The 18610-nt window shown below is 68.4% G+C and carries 15 protein-coding genes; 14 read left to right on the forward strand and 1 reads right to left on the reverse strand.

Going from position 1 to position 18610, the window contains the following annotated elements; all coding sequences use genetic code 11:
* The first annotated feature begins 20 nt into the window (after positions 1–20).
* Together GY812_09195 and GY812_09200 are read left to right on the forward strand one after the other, a co-directional pair.
* Complete coding sequence (locus GY812_09195; GenBank protein MCP4435653.1) at positions 21–707, forward strand: 50S ribosomal protein L25; 687 nt, start codon at positions 21–23, stop codon at positions 705–707.
* A gap of 17 nt (positions 708–724) precedes the next feature.
* Entirely contained in the window at positions 725–1294 is a 570-nt protein-coding gene (locus GY812_09200; protein ID MCP4435654.1) for an aminoacyl-tRNA hydrolase, read from the forward strand.
* Here the strand turns inward: GY812_09200 and GY812_09205 are convergent.
* Complete coding sequence (locus tag GY812_09205; protein MCP4435655.1) at positions 1291–2178, reverse strand: EamA family transporter; 888 nt, start codon at positions 2176–2178, stop codon at positions 1291–1293. The two genes, GY812_09200 and GY812_09205, sit on opposite strands and share 4 nt — an antisense overlap.
* A gap of 170 nt (positions 2179–2348) precedes the next feature.
* Between GY812_09205 and mfd the strand changes: the two genes are divergently transcribed.
* The 12 genes from mfd to GY812_09265 all read left to right on the forward strand — a co-directional run bounded on the left by mfd (position 2349) and on the right by GY812_09265 (position 18608).
* Positions 2349–5660, forward strand: coding sequence for a transcription-repair coupling factor (gene mfd, locus GY812_09210; protein ID MCP4435656.1), 3312 nt, complete (start codon positions 2349–2351; stop codon positions 5658–5660).
* A gap of 10 nt (positions 5661–5670) precedes the next feature.
* Complete coding sequence (locus GY812_09215; protein ID MCP4435657.1) at positions 5671–6654, forward strand: hypothetical protein; 984 nt, start codon at positions 5671–5673, stop codon at positions 6652–6654.
* A gap of 12 nt (positions 6655–6666) precedes the next feature.
* Positions 6667–7680 (forward strand): hypothetical protein, encoded by a 1014-nt coding sequence (locus tag GY812_09220; protein ID MCP4435658.1) that lies wholly within the window; start codon positions 6667–6669, stop codon positions 7678–7680.
* A gap of 9 nt (positions 7681–7689) precedes the next feature.
* A complete protein-coding gene (locus GY812_09225) occupies positions 7690–8991 on the forward strand; it encodes an inositol-3-phosphate synthase (protein MCP4435659.1) in 1302 nt (433 codons plus the stop codon).
* A 2-nt stretch (positions 8992–8993) separates the two neighbouring features.
* Positions 8994–10181 carry a cytochrome P450 gene (locus GY812_09230; protein ID MCP4435660.1) on the forward strand — a complete coding sequence of 396 codons (1188 nt, stop codon included), beginning with the start codon at positions 8994–8996 and terminating at the stop codon, positions 10179–10181.
* 15 nt (positions 10182–10196) lie between these two features.
* On the forward strand, positions 10197–12080 hold the full coding sequence (locus tag GY812_09235) for an acyltransferase (protein ID MCP4435661.1): 1884 nt from the start codon (positions 10197–10199) through the stop codon (positions 12078–12080).
* Between the two features lie 30 nt (positions 12081–12110).
* Positions 12111–13403, forward strand: a complete 1293-nt coding sequence (gene eno / locus GY812_09240) for a phosphopyruvate hydratase (protein MCP4435662.1) — start codon at positions 12111–12113, stop codon at positions 13401–13403.
* 1 nt (position 13404) lies between these two features.
* Positions 13405–13737 (forward strand): septum formation initiator family protein, encoded by a 333-nt coding sequence (locus GY812_09245; protein ID MCP4435663.1) that lies wholly within the window; start codon positions 13405–13407, stop codon positions 13735–13737.
* Positions 13734–16055, forward strand: coding sequence for a xanthine dehydrogenase family protein molybdopterin-binding subunit (locus tag GY812_09250; protein ID MCP4435664.1), 2322 nt, complete (start codon positions 13734–13736; stop codon positions 16053–16055). Before GY812_09245 ends, GY812_09250 begins: the two co-directional genes overlap by 4 nt.
* A gap of 71 nt (positions 16056–16126) precedes the next feature.
* Positions 16127–17026: an ATP-binding cassette domain-containing protein gene (locus tag GY812_09255; GenBank protein MCP4435665.1), complete on the forward strand. Its 900-nt coding sequence runs from the start codon at positions 16127–16129 to the stop codon at positions 17024–17026.
* Entirely contained in the window at positions 17023–17841 is an 819-nt protein-coding gene (locus tag GY812_09260) for an ABC transporter permease (GenBank protein MCP4435666.1), read from the forward strand. The genes GY812_09255 and GY812_09260 overlap by 4 nt, the downstream gene beginning before the upstream one ends.
* Complete coding sequence (locus GY812_09265) at positions 17838–18608, forward strand: ABC transporter permease (GenBank protein MCP4435667.1); 771 nt, start codon at positions 17838–17840, stop codon at positions 18606–18608. Before GY812_09260 ends, GY812_09265 begins: the two co-directional genes overlap by 4 nt.
* Positions 18609–18610 lie beyond the last annotated feature (2 nt).

Consider the following 18610-nt stretch of genomic DNA (forward strand, 5'->3'; position numbering starts at 1 on the left):
TCGATACTTGGAGTTCCCCCATGGCTGACGTGAAGCTCACAGTCCAAACCGGCCGTCCCCACGGTTCGCGTTCCGCGCGCCGCCTTCGTGCCGACGAGAAGGTCCCCGGAGTCGTCTACGGCCTGGGCAGCGAACCGCTGCCCGTTGCCGTCGACCGTCGCGACCTGCGCCTGGCGCTGACCACCGATGCAGGGCTCAACGCCCTGCTCGACCTGGATCTGGACGGAAGCGTCGAGATGGCGGTCGTCAAGGACGTCCAGCGCCACCCCGTGCGTCGTGAGGTGACCCACGTGGACTTCCTGCGTGTGGATCCCGACGCCCGCATCGAGGTCGACGTGCCCATCCACACCACCGGCGAGGCCAGCCTGGTCACTGCCGAGGAGGGCATCGCCGAGCTGCGTCTCACCTCCCTGTTGGTGAGCGTGAAGCCCACCGACATCCCGGAGGACATCGTCGTCGACATCTCGGACATGACGATGGACAAGACCATCACGGTGGCGGACCTCGACCTGCCCGCCGAGGTCGACATCGTCACCCCCGAGGACCAGGTCATCGTTTCCGCCGAGATCACACGTGCGGCCCTCGTCGAAGAGGAGCCTGCCGAAGGTGAGGAAGGCGAAGAGGGTGAAGAGGGCGCTGAAGGTGCTGAAGGCGCAGAGGCCTCCGAAGGCGGCGATGACTCCGCGTCGGGCGGCGGCGACGAGTGAGTGGGCTCGGCGACCTGATGGTCGTCGGCCTCGGCAACCCGGGCAGTCGTTACGCCGGGACCCGCCACAACGTCGGCTCCGACACGGTCGCGCTGATTGCAGCGCGGGGCGGCGAGCGCTTGCGCGACGACACCAAGGTTTCTGCGTCGGTCGGCGACGTGCGTATCGGCGATGTCAGGGTCCGCCTCGCAGTTCCCATGACGTGGATGAACGAGTCGGGTCTCGCCGTGTCGTCACTGGTGCGGCGCCACGAGCCTGATGACTGGAACCGTCTTGTGATCGTGCATGACGAGCTGGACCTCGAACCGGGCGTCGTCAGATGCAAGGTCGGTGGCGGCCTGGCCGGCCACAACGGCCTTCGCGACATCGACAGGCACCTCTCGACCCGCGACTTCGCGCGCGTGCGCATCGGCGTCGGCAAGCCCCCGGGCGGGGCGGAGCACGGCGCGAACTGGGTGCTGTCGCGGGTGTCCGGATCCGAGCGCGAAGTGCTGGTCGGGTCCGTGGAACGTGCCGCTGATGCCGTCGAAACGATTGCCACTGACGGAATCGACGCCGCCATGGCGCAGTTCAACGCTCGCAGCTAGACGGCGATCAGCACGACCGCGAGCACTGCCATGGCGAGGCCCCCCACTTGGTGACGCTGCAGGCGTTCGCCCAGCACGCCGCGTGCCAACAGGATGGTCGACGCCGGGTAGAGCGCGAGGATCACGCCGACCACCACGATCAGGCCACGCCTGCCGGCCTCGAGCACCAGGATGTTTGAGCCGCCGTCGAGCACTCCGGCGGCCATGGCGAGCAGCAGCCCGGTTCGCAGCGTCGGGGAAGCCCGGACCTCGGCGGTCCACACGGCGGTCAGGGCGGCGACAACCCCGACGAGCAACACCGAAGCTGCACGCGAGGCGACGAGTGGCCAGAGCCCCGAGTCCTCCGATGTGCGCGTGACGATCACGACGAAGAGTCCGAAGCCGGCTCCCGCGGCCAGCCCGGCCATCAGGCCGAGCCGCGCTCCATCGGGTGTGGTGCGTTCCTCGAGGGGCTCGGATGCCTGGACGTCGGGATCAGCGGTGCCCTCTCGGGCGATCAACGCGATGGCGGGAAACGCCACGGCGACACCCAGCCACGCCACGACACCGGGCCGTTCGCCCATCGCGAGGCCCGCCACCACCGGCACTATGGCAGAGGTGACCGCCGAGGTCGGTGCCACGACGCTCATGGACCCGACACTGAGCCCGAAGTAGAACGCCGTGATGGCGGCTCCACCGACGAGGCCTGCGGCGGCGCCGAGCATGAGGTCGTCCTGGCCCGGGGACCCACCCACCACGAGCGCTGCGCCGCCCAGCAGCACCAGCCCGCAGCCGAGTGCGGCGAGCGACGAGATGGCCGCGGGAATCCTGCGTGCCGACATGCCGCCGAGGAAGTCGGCAACGCCGAATACGGCCGAAGCGAGGATCGCCAGTGCGGCTGCCATCGGGTCAGCATTGCAGCCAAGTTCCCTGCGGACGGCACCGGCGCTACCTTCGGGCGGTGCGCGACGAGGACGGTCCCCCCAACACAGCTCCGCTGTCGTCGCTGCTCGCGGCGCTGGCCGGCGAGCCGGCGCTGCGCGATGCCCTGGGCCGCAGTGGCGCTTCCTTGGTGATGCCAGAGGCCGCTCACGGCGCTGTGCTGGCCGGCCTGGTCGAACTCGTGCAGCGCCGCCCGGTTGTGGTCGCGGTGCCACTGGCCACCGATGCGGAGCGCCTCGCCGCCGCCCTGGGCGAGTTCCTGCCTGCTCACGCGGTGGAGCTGTTCCCCGCGTGGGAGACCTTGCCCTTCGAGCGCGTCTCGCCCGGTGTGGAGACCATGGGGCGCCGCGTGGAGGTCCTGTGGCGGCTGCGTACCCGTGACGAGTCACTGCGGGTGGTTGTGGTGCCTGCGCGTGCACTGGTGCAGCGGCTCGGACCACATGTGGAGGACACCGAGCCGGTCCCCCTGGCGCCGGGCGACACGCTCGACTCGGACGCGCTCGTGGCCGACCTGGTCAACGCGGGCTACCGCCGTGAGTACCAGGTGGAACACCGTGGCGAGGTGGCGGTGCGCGGCTCGATCGTGGATGTGTTTCCCGCTACCGCCGACCACCCGGTGCGCATCGACCTGTGGGGCGACGAGGTGGAGCGCCTGACCCGGTTCTCCGTTGCCGACCAGCTGGCCACGGACGCGGTCGAGGAGGTGCGCGTCTTCCCGGCACGGGAGCTGTTGCCCGCCCCGGAGATCCGCGAACGCGCCGAGCACCTCCTGTCCACCGACCCGTGGGGACGCGAACAGTGGCAGCGCCTGGCCGACGGCGAGGTGTTCGATGGCATGGAGGCGTGGCTGCCGTGGCTCGCCGATGCCGAGCACGTGCTGTACGACCTGGTGGGCGATGACGCCCTGATCATCGCGGTCGATCCCCGGCGTTTGGCGGATCGTGCCGCCGAGATCGCCGAGGAGGAGTCGAGCCTCGCCGACTCGTTGTCGCGCACCTGGGGTATCGACGACTCCCTCGGGCGTCCCCGCCTTCACCTCGAAGCAGGAAGGCTCCTGGAGCACACAGAGGCAGCGGCGTGGACCATCAGCTCCGTGGCCGACTCGCCATCGACGCCCACCGTGGATGCGCGCGGGTGGCCCACGGCGGTCGGCGATGCGGAGGCGGTGCTGGCGGATCTGCGCCGCCTGGTCAACGACGGCTTCCGCGTCGTGGTCTGTGCCCACGGTGAGGGAGCCACAGCGCGCATGTCACGGGCGCTCGGCGCAGAGGGCTTCCATCTCGAGGTCGTGGATTCGACGCTTGACCGCGGATGCGTGCTTCCCGGCGTGAAGCTGGCGCTGCTCTGCGAGGCCGACCTGACCGGCCGCCGGCGCACGCACCGCGCGGCGCGTGCGCCCCGGCGCGACGCACAGCACTTCTTCGAGGACCTCACCGTGGGCGACCACGTCGTGCATGACCACCACGGCGTCGCCCGCTTCGCAGGCATGGTGAAGCGCTCCATGCAGGGAGCCGAGCGGGACTACCTGCTGCTCGAGTACAAGGGCGACGACCGCCTCTACGTGCCGTCGGACCAGATCGACAGCGTCCGGCTGTACTCGGGTGGCGAGACACCGGCGCTGAACCGCATGGGCGGTGCGGACTTCGCGCGCACCAAGGCCAAGGTGCGCTCGGCGGTGGCCGAGATCGCACAGGAACTCGTGGTCCTGTACCAGCAGCGTGTGAGCGCTGCGGGGCACGCCTATGGCGAGGACACGCCGTGGCAGCACGAGATGGAGGCGGCCTTTCCTTTCCAGGAGACGCCGGACCAGCTGAAGGCCATTGCCGATGTGAAGGCGGACATGGAGTCCGAGGCGCCGATGGACCGTCTCGTGTGTGGCGACGTGGGCTTCGGCAAGACCGAAGTGGCGGTCCGTGCGGCCTTCAAGGCCGTACAGGCAGGCAAACAGGTGGCGATCCTGGTTCCCACGACCCTGCTCGCCCAACAGCACCACCAGACCTTCTCGGAGAGGTTCGCCGGCTTCCCGCTTCGGGTCGAGGTGTTGTCGCGGTTCCTCACCCCGGCGCAGGCGAGGAAGGTCACCGGAGGCATCGCGGACGGTGACGTGGACGTGGTCATCGGCACCCACCGGCTGCTCTCGGAGGACATCAAGTTCCCCAAGCTGGGCCTGCTGATCGTCGACGAGGAACAGCGCTTCGGCGTTTCGCACAAGGAGGCCATCAAGGCCCTCCGCACGGATGTCGACGTGCTCACGCTCACGGCCACTCCGATCCCGCGCACGCTCGAGATGAGCCTCACCGGAATCCGTGACCTCTCGCTGCTCAACACGCCACCGGCGGCACGCCAGCCAATCCTCACCTACGTGGGTGAGTACGACGACCTGGCGGTCTCGGAGGCCATACGCCGCGAGCTCCTGCGTGAGGGCCAGGTGTTCTACGTGCACAACCGCGTGCGCGACATAGAGAGCCGGGCCGCGCGGATCCGCGAGCTGGTGCCCGAAGCCCGCGTCGCCGTCGCCCACGGCCAGATGGACGAGGGCACCCTCGAGCGCGTCGTGGTCGACTTCTGGGAGGGCGAGTACGACGTGCTCGTGTGCACCACGATCATCGAGTCCGGGATCGACATGCCCTCGGTCAACACCCTCGTGGTGGAACGAGCGGACCTCCTCGGGCTCGGCCAGCTGCACCAGCTGCGCGGCAGGGTCGGCCGTGCCGGACAGCGTGCCTACGCCTACCTGTTCTTTCCCCAGGACCGACAACTGAGCGAGGAGGCATACGAGCGGCTCAAGACGATCGGGGAGACCACAGAGCTGGGATCCGGGTTCCGCATCGCCATGCGTGACCTCGAGATCCGCGGGGCGGGCAACCTGCTGGGCACCGGCCAGTCCGGCCATGTCGCGGCGGTGGGCTATGACCTCTACGTGCAGATGGTCAACGAGGCGATTTCCGACCTCAACGGCGAGCAGGCCCCGCCCGAACCCGACGAGATCACCGTGGAGCTGCCGGTGGATGCGAACCTGCCGGCTGACTACATCGAGCGTGACGACCTGCGCATGGAGGCATACCGCCGGCTGGCCGCCGTCTCCACGCCGCTCGAGGTCGACGAGATCGCCCAGGGCTGGGTGGACCGCTTCGGCCCCATGCCGGAGCCCGCAGCCGCCCTGCTCACCGTCGCCCGGGTCCGCGCGGAGTGCGCCCGTACGGGCATCACCGACATCTCGGTCACCAAGGCGCCGGCCCTGTCGGGCGGCGGACTCGTGGCACGCCTGTCGCCGGTGCAGCTTGCGCAGTCCAAGCAGATGCGCCTCGAGCGGCTCTATCCGGCGGCGGTCTACAAGGAGCCGATCGGCGAGCTCCAGTTGCCAATCCCCCGCGGCGAGGACCCGGCCGCCTTCCTCACCGAGGCCATCACGCAGCTTGTGCCCGAACCTGCGGCCGCGACGTAGCATCGGCGCCATGACCAACCCCTCGTGGCGCCGTGGCACAGCGCTGTTCGTTGCAGCAATGGCCCTTGTGGCGTCGTCGTGCGGCGTCGCCGCCAACGACGTGGCCGCCAGCCTCAACGGTTCTGACATCAGTACCGACTCCGTGGACGCCCTCGCCGCGGACGAGGCGTTCTCGCAGCTGTTCGGCTTCCAGGTCGGAACCGCGGACAGCAGTGTCGTGAGCGCTTCCACGGCGCGCACGGTGCTCGACTTCCTGCTGGAGGGCGAGGCCCTCATCCAGGCCGCGGAGGAATCCGGGCTGACGGTCGAGGCCGACGACACGATGCTCACCGAGACCATCACCGGCCTCCAGCAGCAGGGCTATGCCTTCGGGGTCGCCGACCTGAGCGACGAGGCCAGGGACTTCCTGTCCCGTTTCGTGGTGGCCGACCGGATCGTCGCCACGACCGGCGGCAATCTGGGTGAGCCCACCGAGGCCGACCTTCGCTTCGTGTACGGCGAGACCGCCGACAGCGGCCGTTGGGAGCGCACCTGCCTGACCCTTGTCGCAGCACTCGCAGATGATGCCGAGGCGGTGGCGGATGTACTCGAGGACGGGGCCGAACTCATCGAGGTGCCGGATTCCGTCACGGACGCCCAGGTGGCGATCGACCCGTCGCAGGCCTGTGCGACCGCCGTCGACCTTGCGCAGCTGCCACCGGTGCTCGTGGACTCGATCGGTGGTGCCGAGGCCGGTGTGGTCGTGGGGCCGATAGAGGTCGAGCAGGGTGGCGGCCCGGCCTTGGTGGCCTACTACGAGGTCGAGTCGGTTGAGAGGGTCGACTTCGAGTCGGCCCGCTCCGAGCTCGAGGCGGAAGTCGCCCAGTCGTACCTTGCGGTGCAGATCGCGCGTGGCACCGAGGTCAACCCCCGCTACGGCGATGGTGTTGCGCTCGAAGCGGCACAGTCCCAGACCGGTGCACCGGCGCTCGTGGCACGCGTCCAGCGGCCCTGAGCGACACACAACATGGCCCGCATCGATGTGATAGGGCTCGGCCCGGCAGGTGCTGACCTGCTCACGTCGAATGCCCGCGCGCTCTGGGCTGAAGCAGACCAGCGCTTCCTGCGAACCGCTCGCCACCCCGCGGTGCACGACATCGAGCCGGCGGCGTCCTTCGACCACCACTACGAGCAGGCCGACACCTTCACACAGGTCTACTCCGGCATCGTGCAGGACCTGCTGGCCGCGGCTGCACTCCATGGGCGGGTGACCTACGCGGTACCGGGGTCGCCGGTTGTCGCCGAGTCGACCGTCGAGCAGCTGCTCGCTGCTGCCGGCGACGAGCTCGAAGTGGTGGTTCATCCCGCGATGTCGTTCCTCGACCTGGCGTGGGCACGGCTCGGGGTCGATCCGGTGGCAGCATCTGTGGCGATCGTCGACGGACATCGTTTCGACGCGACCCGGCCCAGCGGCGGGGGAGCGGCGCTGGTCGCCCAGTGCGAGTCGCGCCGGACACTTTCGGACATCAAGCTCGCGCTCGCCGAGCCGCCCGTGGGAACGGTCACGCTGCTGCAGGGTCTCGGGCTGCCCGACGAGCGCATCGAGCGGGTGGACTGGGCCGAGATCGACCGCACGCTGGAGCCCGACCACCTGACGTCGCTGTGGATTCCCGATCTGCCGCCCACCGCCGGCGGCCGGCTCGACCGCTTCGCAGCGTTGGTGCAACAGCTCCGCCGAGACGACCCATGGAAGGCCCGCCAGGACCACGAGAGCCTGCGCCCGTACCTGTTGGAAGAGGCGCATGAGGTGCTCGAGGCCATCGGTGCGTATGACACCGAGACCGGCGAAGGGGCAGATGAGCTGGCCTCCGAGCTGGGAGACCTGCTGTACCAGCCGGTGTTCCACGCGGCGATCGCATCAGAGACCGGCTGGTTCGACCTGGCCGACGTGGTCAGTTCGATACACGACAAGCTGGTGGCCCGTAGCTCTTATCCGGACTGGGAGACTGCCAAGGCGGCAGAACGCAACGCCGAGCAATAGTCTGCTGCGATGCCAGATTCCCTCGACATCGCACCTGCTACCGGCAAGCTGGGCATCCTCACGCCGGGGATGGGTGCTGTTGCATCCACCGCATATGCCGGCGTCATCGCCGCCCGCAAGGGACTTGCGGCACCGATCGGTTCGCTCACCCAGATGGCCCACATCCGCCTCGGTAGGCGCGAGGAGGGCCGCAACCCGCTGATCCGGGAGTTCGTGCCGCTGGCCGAGCTCGACGACCTGGTGTTCGGCGGCTGGGACCCGATCTCGCCCAATGCGCTCGAGGCCGCCCGCACCGCCGGCGTGCTCGAGGAGCGCGACCTCGCGCCGATCTCCTCTGACCTGGAGGGCGTCACCGCCATGCCGGCTGTGTTCGACCAGCGCTGGGTGAAGCGTCTTGACGGCGTGCGCGTGAAGACGGGCGAGAGCTACTTCGACCTGGCGAGCCAGCTGATCGACGACATCGAGCGGTTCAGGGCCGAAAACGACTGCGAACGACTCGTGATGGTCTGGTGCGGCTCCACCGAGGCGTACCAGGAGCCGACGGCCGTGCACGACACGGTCGAGTCTTTCGAGCAGGGCATGCGCGACAGCGACGAGAACATCTCGCCCAGCCAGCTGTACGCATACGCGGCGCTCGTGTCGGGAGTTCCCTTCGCCAACGGCGCGCCCAACCTCTCGATGGACCTGCCCTGTATGTCCGAGCTGGCCGCCACAAACGGCGTTGCCTACACGGGCAAGGACTTCAAGACCGGCCAGACCCTGATGAAGACGATCCTTGCACCCGGATTCAAGTCCCGGATGCTCGGAATGCGTGGCTGGTACTCCACCAACATCCTCGGCAACCGCGACGGCGAGGTGCTGGATGACCCGGAGAACTTCAAGACCAAGGAGGTCTCCAAGCTGGGTGTGCTCGACACGATCCTGCAGCCCGAGGTCTACCCGGAGCTCTACGGCAACATCGACCATGTCGTGCGTATCAACTACTACCCGCCCCGCGGTGACAACAAGGAGGGCTGGGACGCGATCGACATCTTCGGGTGGATGGGGTACCCCATGCAGATCAAGGTCGACTTCCTGTGCCGCGACTCGATCCTGGCGGCACCCATCGTGTTGGACCTCGCACTGTTCCTGGACCTCGCCCAGCGTGCCGGCGAATCCGGCAACCAGGAGTGGCTGAGTTTCTACTGGAAGTCACCGCACGCGGATGGTGGTGACCCCGAACACGACATATTCATCCAGCAGACGAAGCTCAAGAACACGCTTCGCGAATGGATGGGCGAGGACCCCGTCACCCACAGCGAAGCAGGCTGACGATGCAGGTGGACCTGCTCGATCCCGGTTTCTGGCAAGGCGACCCACACCCCGCCCTCACGTGGATGCGGGCCAACGAGCCGGTGTGGCGTGACGAGGCCAACGGACTGTGGGGAGTCACCCGCCACGCCGACGTCCATGACGTCGAGCGGCGCAGCGACGTGTTCATCTCCCGCGCGGGCTACCGCTCCTGGGGCTCGCCGGAAGAGAACAACATGATCGCCCAGGACGATCCCCAACATCTCGTCCAGCGCCGCCTGGTGTCGGACCGCTTCACCCCGCGCAGCGTGCGTGACCACAGCGAGTGGCTCGCATCCACCATCGGTGAGCTGCTGGACGGCGTGCCGGGTGATGCGCCCTTCGATGTGATCGGTGGCCTTGCGGCGCAGTTGCCCTGCCGACTGACAGCGATGCTGCTCGGGTTCCCCGAGGACCGCTGGGCCGACATCAAGGGCTGGTCGGAGCGTCTCATGCGCATCGACACCGCTCCGACGGATCCCGACGTGGCGATGGGCATGTTCACCGCCATCGGCGAGTTCGGGGCGCTGCTCAACGAAGAGGCTCCCAGGCGCGAGGGTTGCCCGGTGCACGAGGCCGCTGACCTGTTGTCGGTATGGGTCAACGCCGAACAGGACGGCCAACCGCTCTACGGCGCCGACCGCCTGGTGCACGAGACCGGGCTGTTCATCTCCGGGGGTGCGGAGACCACCCGCACGGTGATCGCGCACGGTCTCGCCGTACTGGCCCAGCACCCGGACCAGTGGGAACTGATGGCGTCTGACCCCACCGTGGTGACCACCGCGGTCGAGGAGCTGATCCGCTGGGTCACCCCGCTAAACAACTTCTTCCGAACGGCCGTCGCAGATGACCACATCGGCGAGCAGCCCGTGGCGGCGGGGGACCGGGTGGTGTTGCTGTACCCATCGGCCAACCGCGACGAGGCCGTGTTCGACGACCCGTTCACCTTCGATGTGACCCGAAGCCCCAACCCACACGTGGCCTTCGGCTTCGGCACCCACTTCTGCATCGGGGCCAATCTGGCCCGCCTCGAACTCAACATGTTGTTCGCGGAAATGACGAGGCGGTTCGAGCCGCCGGTGGTGGTTTCCGCCCCCGAGGTGGAGCGCAACATCTTCGCTCGCTCTGTGAAGTCCTTCAGTGTCGATATGCGGCCGCGCGGCTCTGGCTGAGGTCACAATGTTCACGTGACCAAGACCGTCCCTTCGCGCGCCCACGGGAAGCTGGGCTACCAGCCGTCTCTCGATGGCCTGCGCGCGATCTCGGTGGCGGCGGTGCTGCTCTACCACATGGATCTGGCGTGGATTCCCGGCGGGTTCCTCGGTGTCGAGGTGTTCTTTGTGGTGTCCGGATTCCTGATCACCGCACTGTTGATCGAGGAGCGCCACCACGAGGGATCGGTGTCGCTGCGCGGGTTCTGGACACGGCGGGCCAGGCGGCTGCTGCCGGCACTGTACGCGCTGCTGCTGGTCGTACCGGCGGTGACGCTGTTGTTCTACCGCGACGCCGCGGGGCGCCTCGGCGGCGACGTACTCGCAGCGCTGTTCTACGTGAGCAACTGGTGGCAGATCTTCCTCGACGAGTCCTACTTCGCGCAGGCGGGCCGCCCACCGGTGCTGCGCCACCTGTGGTCCCTGGCGGTGGAGGAGCAGTTCTACATCCTGTTCCCGGCGTTCTTCGTGTGGCTCCTGTCGCGTCACGGCCGCAACGCGACCCGAAACGTGCTGATCGTGATCGCCCTTGGCTCAGCCGTCTGGATGGCCGTGCTGTATGTGCCCTTCGAGGACCCGTCGAGGGTCTACTACGGCACCGACACCCGCTTGTCGGGCCTGTTGCTCGGCGCCGTGCTGGCAGTGGTGTGGACACCGTGGCGCAGTCGGGCGAAGCCGTCGCGGGCCGCGGGTCCGGCACTGGAGGTGGCCGGCGTGCTGGCGCTGGTGCTGCTGGCCTGGTTCTTCACCCGGGTCAACGAGTTCGACCCGTTCGTGTACCGCGGCGGCTTCCTGCTTCTCGACCTCGTGTGCATCGTGCTCATCGCGGTGCTGGTGCATCCTGCGGCCCGGCTCTCGAAGTTGCTGGCCATAGCGCCGCTGGTGTGGCTCGGCGTGCGCTCGTACTCGATCTACCTGTGGCACTGGCCGATCTTCGTGTTCACCCGTCCCGAGCTGGACGTGCCGCTGACCGGGTGGCCGCTGTTCTTCCTGCGGGTCGGGTTGACGCTCATCGCTGCGGAGCTGTCGTTCCGCCTGGTGGAGCAGCCGATCCGCAATGGGTCGATCAGCAAGGGCGTCGAGCGTTGGCGGGCGGCCGATGCCGAGCAGCGGGCGCGCATCCAGCAGAAGTGGTTCATCCGGGGCGGTACGCTCGCCGCCGTGGTGCTGCTCGTGGGCATCGGCCTGATCGCTGCGGCCACCAGCTCCGACCGTGAACGCCTCGAGCTGGAAGCCGCCGGGGCGATCGGACTCGACGGGCTCACCGAGGAAGAGCTCGCTGCAGTCGAGGGAGCCACGATCGACACCACGACCACGACCGTGCCGCCGCCCACCGCTGCACCGGCTCCGGGGGAGACCCTGCCGAGCACCACCACGACCCTGCCGGTCGATGGCAACACTACGGCCACCGACGCCGTGGCCGTCGGGGACTCGGTCATGCTGGGCGCATCCGGGGCGCTGAGCAGCGTGATGCCAGGCATCAGGGTCGATGCAAAGGTGTCACGGCAGTTCGACGACCTCGCCAACGCCGCCGCCTGGTACTCGACCTCGGGCAACATGCCCGGCACCGCGGTGGTGCAGATCGGCAACAACGGCGTGCCCCAGGAAGACAAGATCGAGTGGATGATCGGCCAGCTCGGTGACCGCAAGGTCATCCTGGTGAACGCCAAGGTTGAGCGGCCGTGGGAGGCCATCTCCAACGAGCGCACGGCTGCCGCTGCCGCACGTCATGACAACGTGGAACTGGTCGACTGGTACACGCTGGCCAGCGAGCATCCCGACTGGTTCGCAGCCGACGGAACCCACCTGCGACCGGCGGGCCAACTCGCGTACGCGCAGGCGATCCGCGAGCATCTCTGAGGCCCCTGCCGGCCCCCTAGACTCGGCGCCGTGAGCATCATCGAAGGAATACTCGGCCGCGAGATAATCGATTCGCGCGGCAACCCGACTGTCGAAGTGGAGGTTCTGCTCGACTCGGGCGCCACGGGCCGTGCAGCTGTGCCCTCAGGCGCCAGCACCGGCGCGTTCGAGGCTGTGGAGCTGCGCGACGGCGACGCCGAACGCTACATGGGCAAGGGCGTGCAGACCGCCGTCGGCAACGTCAACACCGAGATCGCGGACGCGCTGCTCGGCCTCGACGCCGCGGACCAGCGCGACCTCGACCGGATCCTGCTGACCCTCGACGGCACCGACAACAAGGCCCGCCTCGGCGCGAACGCGATCCTCGGTGTGTCGCTGGCCTCGGCGAAAGCGGTCGCAAGCGAACTCGACCTGCCGCTGTTCCGTTACGTGGGTGGCACCAATGCCTCCACGCTTCCGGTCCCGATGATGAACGTCATCAACGGAGGCGAGCATGCCGACAACAACGTCGACCTGCAGGAGTTCATGTTCATGCCCGTGGGTGCCGCCTCGTTCAGCGAGGCCCTTCGGTGGGGTGCCGAGTGCTACCACACACTGAAGTCGGTGCTGCACGACCGCGGCCTCGCGACCGCGATCGGCGACGAGGGCGGCTTCGCGCCCAACCTCGGCTCCAACGAGGAGGCGGTGGCCCTGCTGGTTGAGGCCATCGAGAAGGCCGGCCGCACACCGGGCGAGGAGATCGCGCTGGCGATGGACGCCGCCTCCACGGAGTTCTTCGTCGACGGACGCTACGAGCTCGCCGGCGAAGGGCGGTCCCTGTCCCCGGCAGAGTTCGCCGACTACCTGGCGGATCTGTGCTCGAAGTACCCGATCGTGTCGATCGAGGACGGAATGGCCGAGGAGGACTGGGAGGGATGGGCGCACCACACCCGCACCCTCGGTGACAAGGTGCAGCTCGTCGGTGACGACCTGTTCGTCACGAACACGCAACGCCTCGGCCGCGGCATCGACGAGGGGATCGCCAACTCGATCCTCGTCAAGGTCAACCAGATCGGATCGCTCACCGAGACGCTGGAAGCAGTCGAGCTGGCGACCCGCAACTCCTACACGAGCGTCATGTCGCACCGCTCCGGTGAGACCGAGGACGACACCATCGCGGACCTGGCGGTGGCCACCAACTGTGGCCAGATCAAGACCGGTGCCCCGGCACGGTCGGACCGGGTCGCGAAGTACAACCAGCTGTTGCGCATCGAGGAGGCCCTCGGCGAGGCGGCGGTGTACCCGGGCTCCAGTGCGCTCGCTCCGCGGGACGGAGCCGGCTGAGGTGAAGCGCCTGCTGGTCGTGCTGGCGCTCGCTGCGGTCGCCGTGGTGATCCTCGCCACGCCCGTTCGCGGATGGTGGTCCCAGCGTGCCGAAATCGAGGGCGCCCGCGACGAGCTCGCGGCGCTGCAGGTCGACAACGACCAGCTCGAGGAGCGCCTCGATCGGATCGTTGACCCCGCGGAACTGGAACTGATTGCGCGCGGCCAGCTCGGGCTCGTGCGCGAGGGCGAGGAGTCCTACGTGGTCCTGCCGCCTCCCACCGCGGGGCTCGTGTTGCCCAACTCGTGGCCGTTCAACCGGCTGGCGGCCGCGATGCAGGAGGGCCAACCGTGAGCATCCTCGGCAACCGAGTGAAGCGGATCGAGGATCCCGACCTGCTGCTCGGTCGCGGCACCTTCCTCGATGACCTCGACGATCCGATGCTGCAGGGCGCCCTGCGGATCGTGTTCGTGCGCTCGTACTTCGCGCATGGCGAGTTGCTCGAGGTTGACACTGCAGAGGCCGAAACGATGCCGGGCGTCGTGGCGGTGTTCACGGCGGATGACATCGACCTCAACCTGCCGCGGCCCGGTGGCGCCGGTTCGCCCAAAGCGATGGCGCGGCCATGGCTGCCCAGCGACCGCGTTCGGTTCGTCGGCGAGCCCGTGGCGATGATCGTGGCCGAGACCACGTCGCAAGGAGTCGATGCTGCCGAGATGGTGATGGTCGACGTCGACCCGTTGCCGGCCGTGGTCGGGATCGATGCCGGCTTCGCGGACGACACGTTGCTGTTTCCCGAGACGGGCACCAACCGCAACAGCCTGATGGACGACGGATGGGGGGACGGCGGCCAGGCACCCGATGACGACGAGTTCTGGCAGGGCTGCGACGTGGTTGTCCGTGAGCGGATCGAGAACCAGCGCATCGCGGGTGTGTCGCTGGAGGGGCGGGCCAGCGCCGCCGCGTTCGTGGATGGCCGCCTGTACCAGTGGATCTCGTCGCAGAATGTGCACGGCGCGAGGGCGGAGATCACTGCGGCGCACGGGCTCGACAAGGAGTCTGTGAGGGTGACGGCCCCGGACGTCGGCGGTGGCTTCGGACCCAAGATCAACCCGAGTCCGGAGGACGTGCTCGTCGGATGGGCGGCCCGCCGGCTGGCCCGGCCCGCCATCTGGGTCGAGACCCGCTCGGAGAACCTCACCGCACAGTCCCAGGGCCGCGGGCACTCGCACCAGATCGCGATCGGGGGAACCCGCGACGGCCGCATCCTCGCCTACGAGCTCGACATCCGAGCTGATTCGGGTGCCTACCCCCGGCTCGGCTCGTTCCTCCCCCATTTCACCCGGATCATGGCCTCCGGCGTCTACGACATCGCACGGGTCCGCAGCAGGGCGGAGTCGGTTGTCACCAATTCCGTACCCACCGAGGCCTACCGCGGGGCGGGGCGGCCGGAGGCGACGGCCACCATCGAACGAGCGGTCGACCTGTTCGCCGCGGAGTGTGGCCTCGACCCCGTGGAGGTCCGGCGACGGAATCTCCTGGCACCGTTCGACGAGCCGCACCGAACGCCGGCGGGAGCCACCTACGACTGCGGCGACTACGCGCTGTCGCTCGACCTTGCACTCGAGGCAGCCGACTACGAGGCCCTTAGGGACGAACAGGCGGCGTTGCGTGCATCGGGCTCGCGCACAGCGCTGGGCATCGGTGTGTCCACATACGTGGAGATCACCGGCGCGGGAGTGACCGATGAGTACGCCAAGGTGGAGATCAAGGCCGACTCCGGCGTCGCGGGTGGTGTTCGCGCAATGGTGCTCACCGGATCGTCTCCACACGGCCAGGGTCTGCACACGGCGCTCGCAATGATCGTTTCGGACCGCCTGGGCATACCCATCGATGCGGTCACCGTGCGTCATGGCGACACCGACCTCGTACCCAGGGGAATGGGCACGATGGGGAGCCGTTCGCTGCAGATGGGTGGCTCGGCCGTCGCGATGGCCTCGGACCGGGTGCTCGAGGCAGCACGCGCGCTTGCGGCCGACGAACTGGAGGCCGCTGTCGGCGATGTGCTGCTCGATGGCGGGGCCGGGGTGTTCCACGTAGCCGGCACACCGGCGCGGTCGGTGTCGTGGGCTCGGGTTGGCGAGCTTGCGGAGCAGTCGGGCTCGGCACTGTCGGTCGGCGACTCGTTCGATACCGAGGGTCTGACGTTTCCCAACGGCTGTCATGTGGCGGTCGTGGAGGTCGACCTCGACACCGGCCTGGTCGGCCTGCGCCGTCTGGTGGCGGCCGATGATGCGGGCCGGATCCTCAATCCGATGCTCGCCGAGGGCCAGCGCCACGGCGGGATAGCTCAGGGAGTGGCACAGGCCCTGTTCGAGGCTGTGCGGTTCGATGTGGACGGGAACCCGCTCACCGCTACCCTTGCCGACTACGGAGTGCCCTCTGCGGCGGACGTCCCCGGCTGGGACCTCGTCGACGTGGCCACTCCGACCCCTATGAACCCACTCGGTGCCAAGGGCATTGGTGAGTCAGGCACGATCGGTGCGACACCAGCCGTGCAGTCCGCGGTGATCGACGCGGTCTCGCACCTCGGCATCCGCCACATCGACATGCCGCTCACTCCGGAGACCGTCTGGAATGCACTCCAGGGGGCGACGAACGGAGACGAGTAGTGACAGATCCCATCATCGCGGAGAACCTCCGACGTACCTTCGACGACGTCGTCGCGGTGGACGGAGTCGACATGTCCGTGGCCGAGGGCGAGGTGTTCGGCTTCCTGGGCCCGAACGGGGCCGGCAAGTCGACCTGCGTGAGGATGCTGGTGACGCTGCTCAGCCCCAGCGCCGGAACCGCCAGGGTCGCCGGCTACGACGTGGTCGCCGAGTCGGCACAGGTCCGGGCCAACATCGGAGTGGCCCTCCAGGACGCCGCTATCGACCCGCTGATGACCGGTCGTGAACTCCTGAAGCTGCAGGCCGTCATGCACGGCATCGGCCGCAAGGAGGGAGCGGAGCGCTCCGACGTTCTGCTCGAGCGCGTGGGTCTCACCGACGCCGCCGACAGGCTGGTCGGCGGCTACTCCGGCGGCATGCGGCGCCGCCTCGACCTGGCACTCGCCCTGATGCACGAGCCCAAGGTGCTCTTCCTGGACGAGCCCACCACGGGCCTCGACCCGATGAGCCGCCTGAACCTATGGGAGGAGGTGCGCCGCCTCAACACCGAGCTCGGCACCACCGTGTTCCTCACGACTCAGTACCTCGAGGAGGCGGACGAGCTGGCCCACCGGGTAGCTATCATCGACCAGGGCAGGATCGTGCGCGAAGGCACGCCCGGTGCCCTCAAGGACGCAGTCGGATGCCCGACCCTGCGTGTGGACGTGGCTCCGGAGAGCTTCGAACGCACGAGGGAGCTGATGCTGGGCTTCGGTGAGGAGCGCGCGGCCCGCAAGGGCAGGGTGGCGGTCGGCCTCGAGGCCGGTGCCGCAGCCATGACAGAGGTTGTCCGTACGCTCGACGACGCCGGTGTCGAGGTGATCCACATGGAGCTCGACGCCCCGAGCCTCGACGACGTGTTCGCAGATGCCACCGGCAGGCGTCTCGAGGGAGCCGCCGCGGAGGCGGAGGTCACGGAGCCCGCTCCGTGACGACCGCCAGCCCCGCTCAGGCCGCGAAGACGAACGCGATCACCCAGTCGTGGGCGCTGTCGGTGCGCGCCATCGTCCGATTCGCGCGACAGCCCACGAGCTGGATCCCCGGCACGATCTTCCCGTTGTTGCTCGTGGCCGTGAACTCCTCGGCCATGTCCCGCGTGACCATGATCGACTCAGCAGGCTTCCCGCCGGGCACCAACTTCCTCATGTTCCTGCTGCCGGCCGCGATCATCCAGGGCGTGATGTTCGGTGGGATCAACGGCGGCGCCGAGCTGGCCACCGACATCCAGACGGGCTTCTTCGACCGGATGGTCTCCTCCCCGGTGAGCCGGTCCTCGATCCTGATCGGCCGCCTCGGTGGTGCGATGGCCTTCGCCGGCGCCCAGGCGGTCCTCTTCCAGCTGATCCTCTGGCCCTTTGGCGCGGATGTGGTCGCAGGCATTCCGGGCAGGCTGATCCTTGTGGCGGTCGCCGTGGTGCTCGCACTCGGATTCGGTGCCCTGGCCGCCGGGGTCGCTGCCCGCTCGGGTCAGGCAGAGGCCGTGCAGGGATTCTTCCCCCTCGTGTTCATCACGCTGTTCCTGTCGAGTTGCTTCTTCCCCACGTCTCTCATGACCGGCTGGTACCGGGCAATAGCGGAGTGGAACCCGATCACGTTCATGGTCGACGGGATGCGCCACCAGGTGATGTATGGCCTGAGCTGGAGCGAGGCCGCCATAGCTCTGGGCACCGCCGCCGCCATCTGCGTGCTCGGACTGTGGTTCGCAGTGACGGGGGTCCGCCGCCGGATCGAGAGCGGTGGCGTATGAGCGTGCCCGCACTCCCCATGATGAACGCTCTGGTGGGGCGCAGCGCGGTCAACCTCCGGCGCATTCCCGTGGCGCTTGTCCCGCTCGTGGTGATGCCCATCTTCTTCACCGTGGCGTTCTCGGGCACGTTCAGCGGGCTCACGCAGCTTCCCGGATACCCCACGGACAACATCTACAACTGGATGGTTCCCTACGCCTGCGTGCAGACAGCCGCCTTCGGAGCGCTCGGGGCCGCTTTCGCCCTGGGTCGCGACCTCGAGGAGGGCTTCTACGACAGGTTGCTGCTCTCACCGGCCTCCCGCTGGGTGGTGCCCACAGCCGGGATGTCGTGGTCGGTGATCCGTACTGCGATTCCGCTCGTCATCACCCTCACCATCGGCACGATCGCCGGCATGACCTACCCGGGTGGCTTCATGGCGGTGTTCTGGCTGGCCGTGGCCTCGGCGGGGGTCGCCGTCATGGGCGGCCTCTGGGGCATGGGCGTGATGTACCGGGCCAAACGCCAGTCGGCCGGCGGCCTCGTGCAGGTCGGCCTGTTCGTGGCGCTGTTCCTGTCGATCGGCACCGTGCCGCTGGAGCTGATGGAGGGCTGGCTTCCCGAGGTGGCGCAGTACAACCCGATCACGCCCATCCTCACCCTGGCGAGGGCGGGCTTCGTGGGCACCGGCGAATGGGACGACATATGGCCCGGGCTCGTGTCGATCGCCGGCTCGTGTGTGTTGCTCGCCTGGTTCGCCCAGCGGGGGATGAAGAAGCTCACGCCCTGAGG

This window comes from Actinomycetes bacterium (assembly GCA_024222295.1).
Taxonomy (GTDB): Bacteria; Actinomycetota; Acidimicrobiia; order Acidimicrobiales; family Microtrichaceae; genus JAAEPF01.

Excerpts from the sequence above, each read along its gene's own strand:
- GY812_09215 (MCP4435657.1), top strand. The coding sequence starts at position 5,671 with ATGACCAACCCCTCGTGGCGCCGTGGCACAGCGCTGTTCGTTGCAGCA.
- GY812_09225 (MCP4435659.1), top strand. The coding sequence starts at position 7,690 with ATGCCAGATTCCCTCGACATCGCACCTGCTACCGGCAAGCTGGGCATC.
- GY812_09265 (MCP4435667.1), top strand. The coding sequence starts at position 17,838 with ATGAGCGTGCCCGCACTCCCCATGATGAACGCTCTGGTGGGGCGCAGC.
- GY812_09230 (MCP4435660.1), top strand. The coding sequence starts at position 8,994 with ATGCAGGTGGACCTGCTCGATCCCGGTTTCTGGCAAGGCGACCCACAC.
- mfd (MCP4435656.1), top strand. The coding sequence starts at position 2,349 with ATGCCAGAGGCCGCTCACGGCGCTGTGCTGGCCGGCCTGGTCGAACTC.
- GY812_09195 (MCP4435653.1), top strand. The coding sequence starts at position 21 with ATGGCTGACGTGAAGCTCACAGTCCAAACCGGCCGTCCCCACGGTTCG.
- GY812_09220 (MCP4435658.1), top strand. The coding sequence starts at position 6,667 with ATGGCCCGCATCGATGTGATAGGGCTCGGCCCGGCAGGTGCTGACCTG.
- GY812_09205 (MCP4435655.1), bottom strand. The coding sequence starts at position 2,178 with ATGGCAGCCGCACTGGCGATCCTCGCTTCGGCCGTATTCGGCGTTGCC.
- GY812_09255 (MCP4435665.1), top strand. The coding sequence starts at position 16,127 with ATGTCCGTGGCCGAGGGCGAGGTGTTCGGCTTCCTGGGCCCGAACGGG.
- GY812_09200 (MCP4435654.1), top strand. The coding sequence starts at position 725 with ATGGTCGTCGGCCTCGGCAACCCGGGCAGTCGTTACGCCGGGACCCGC.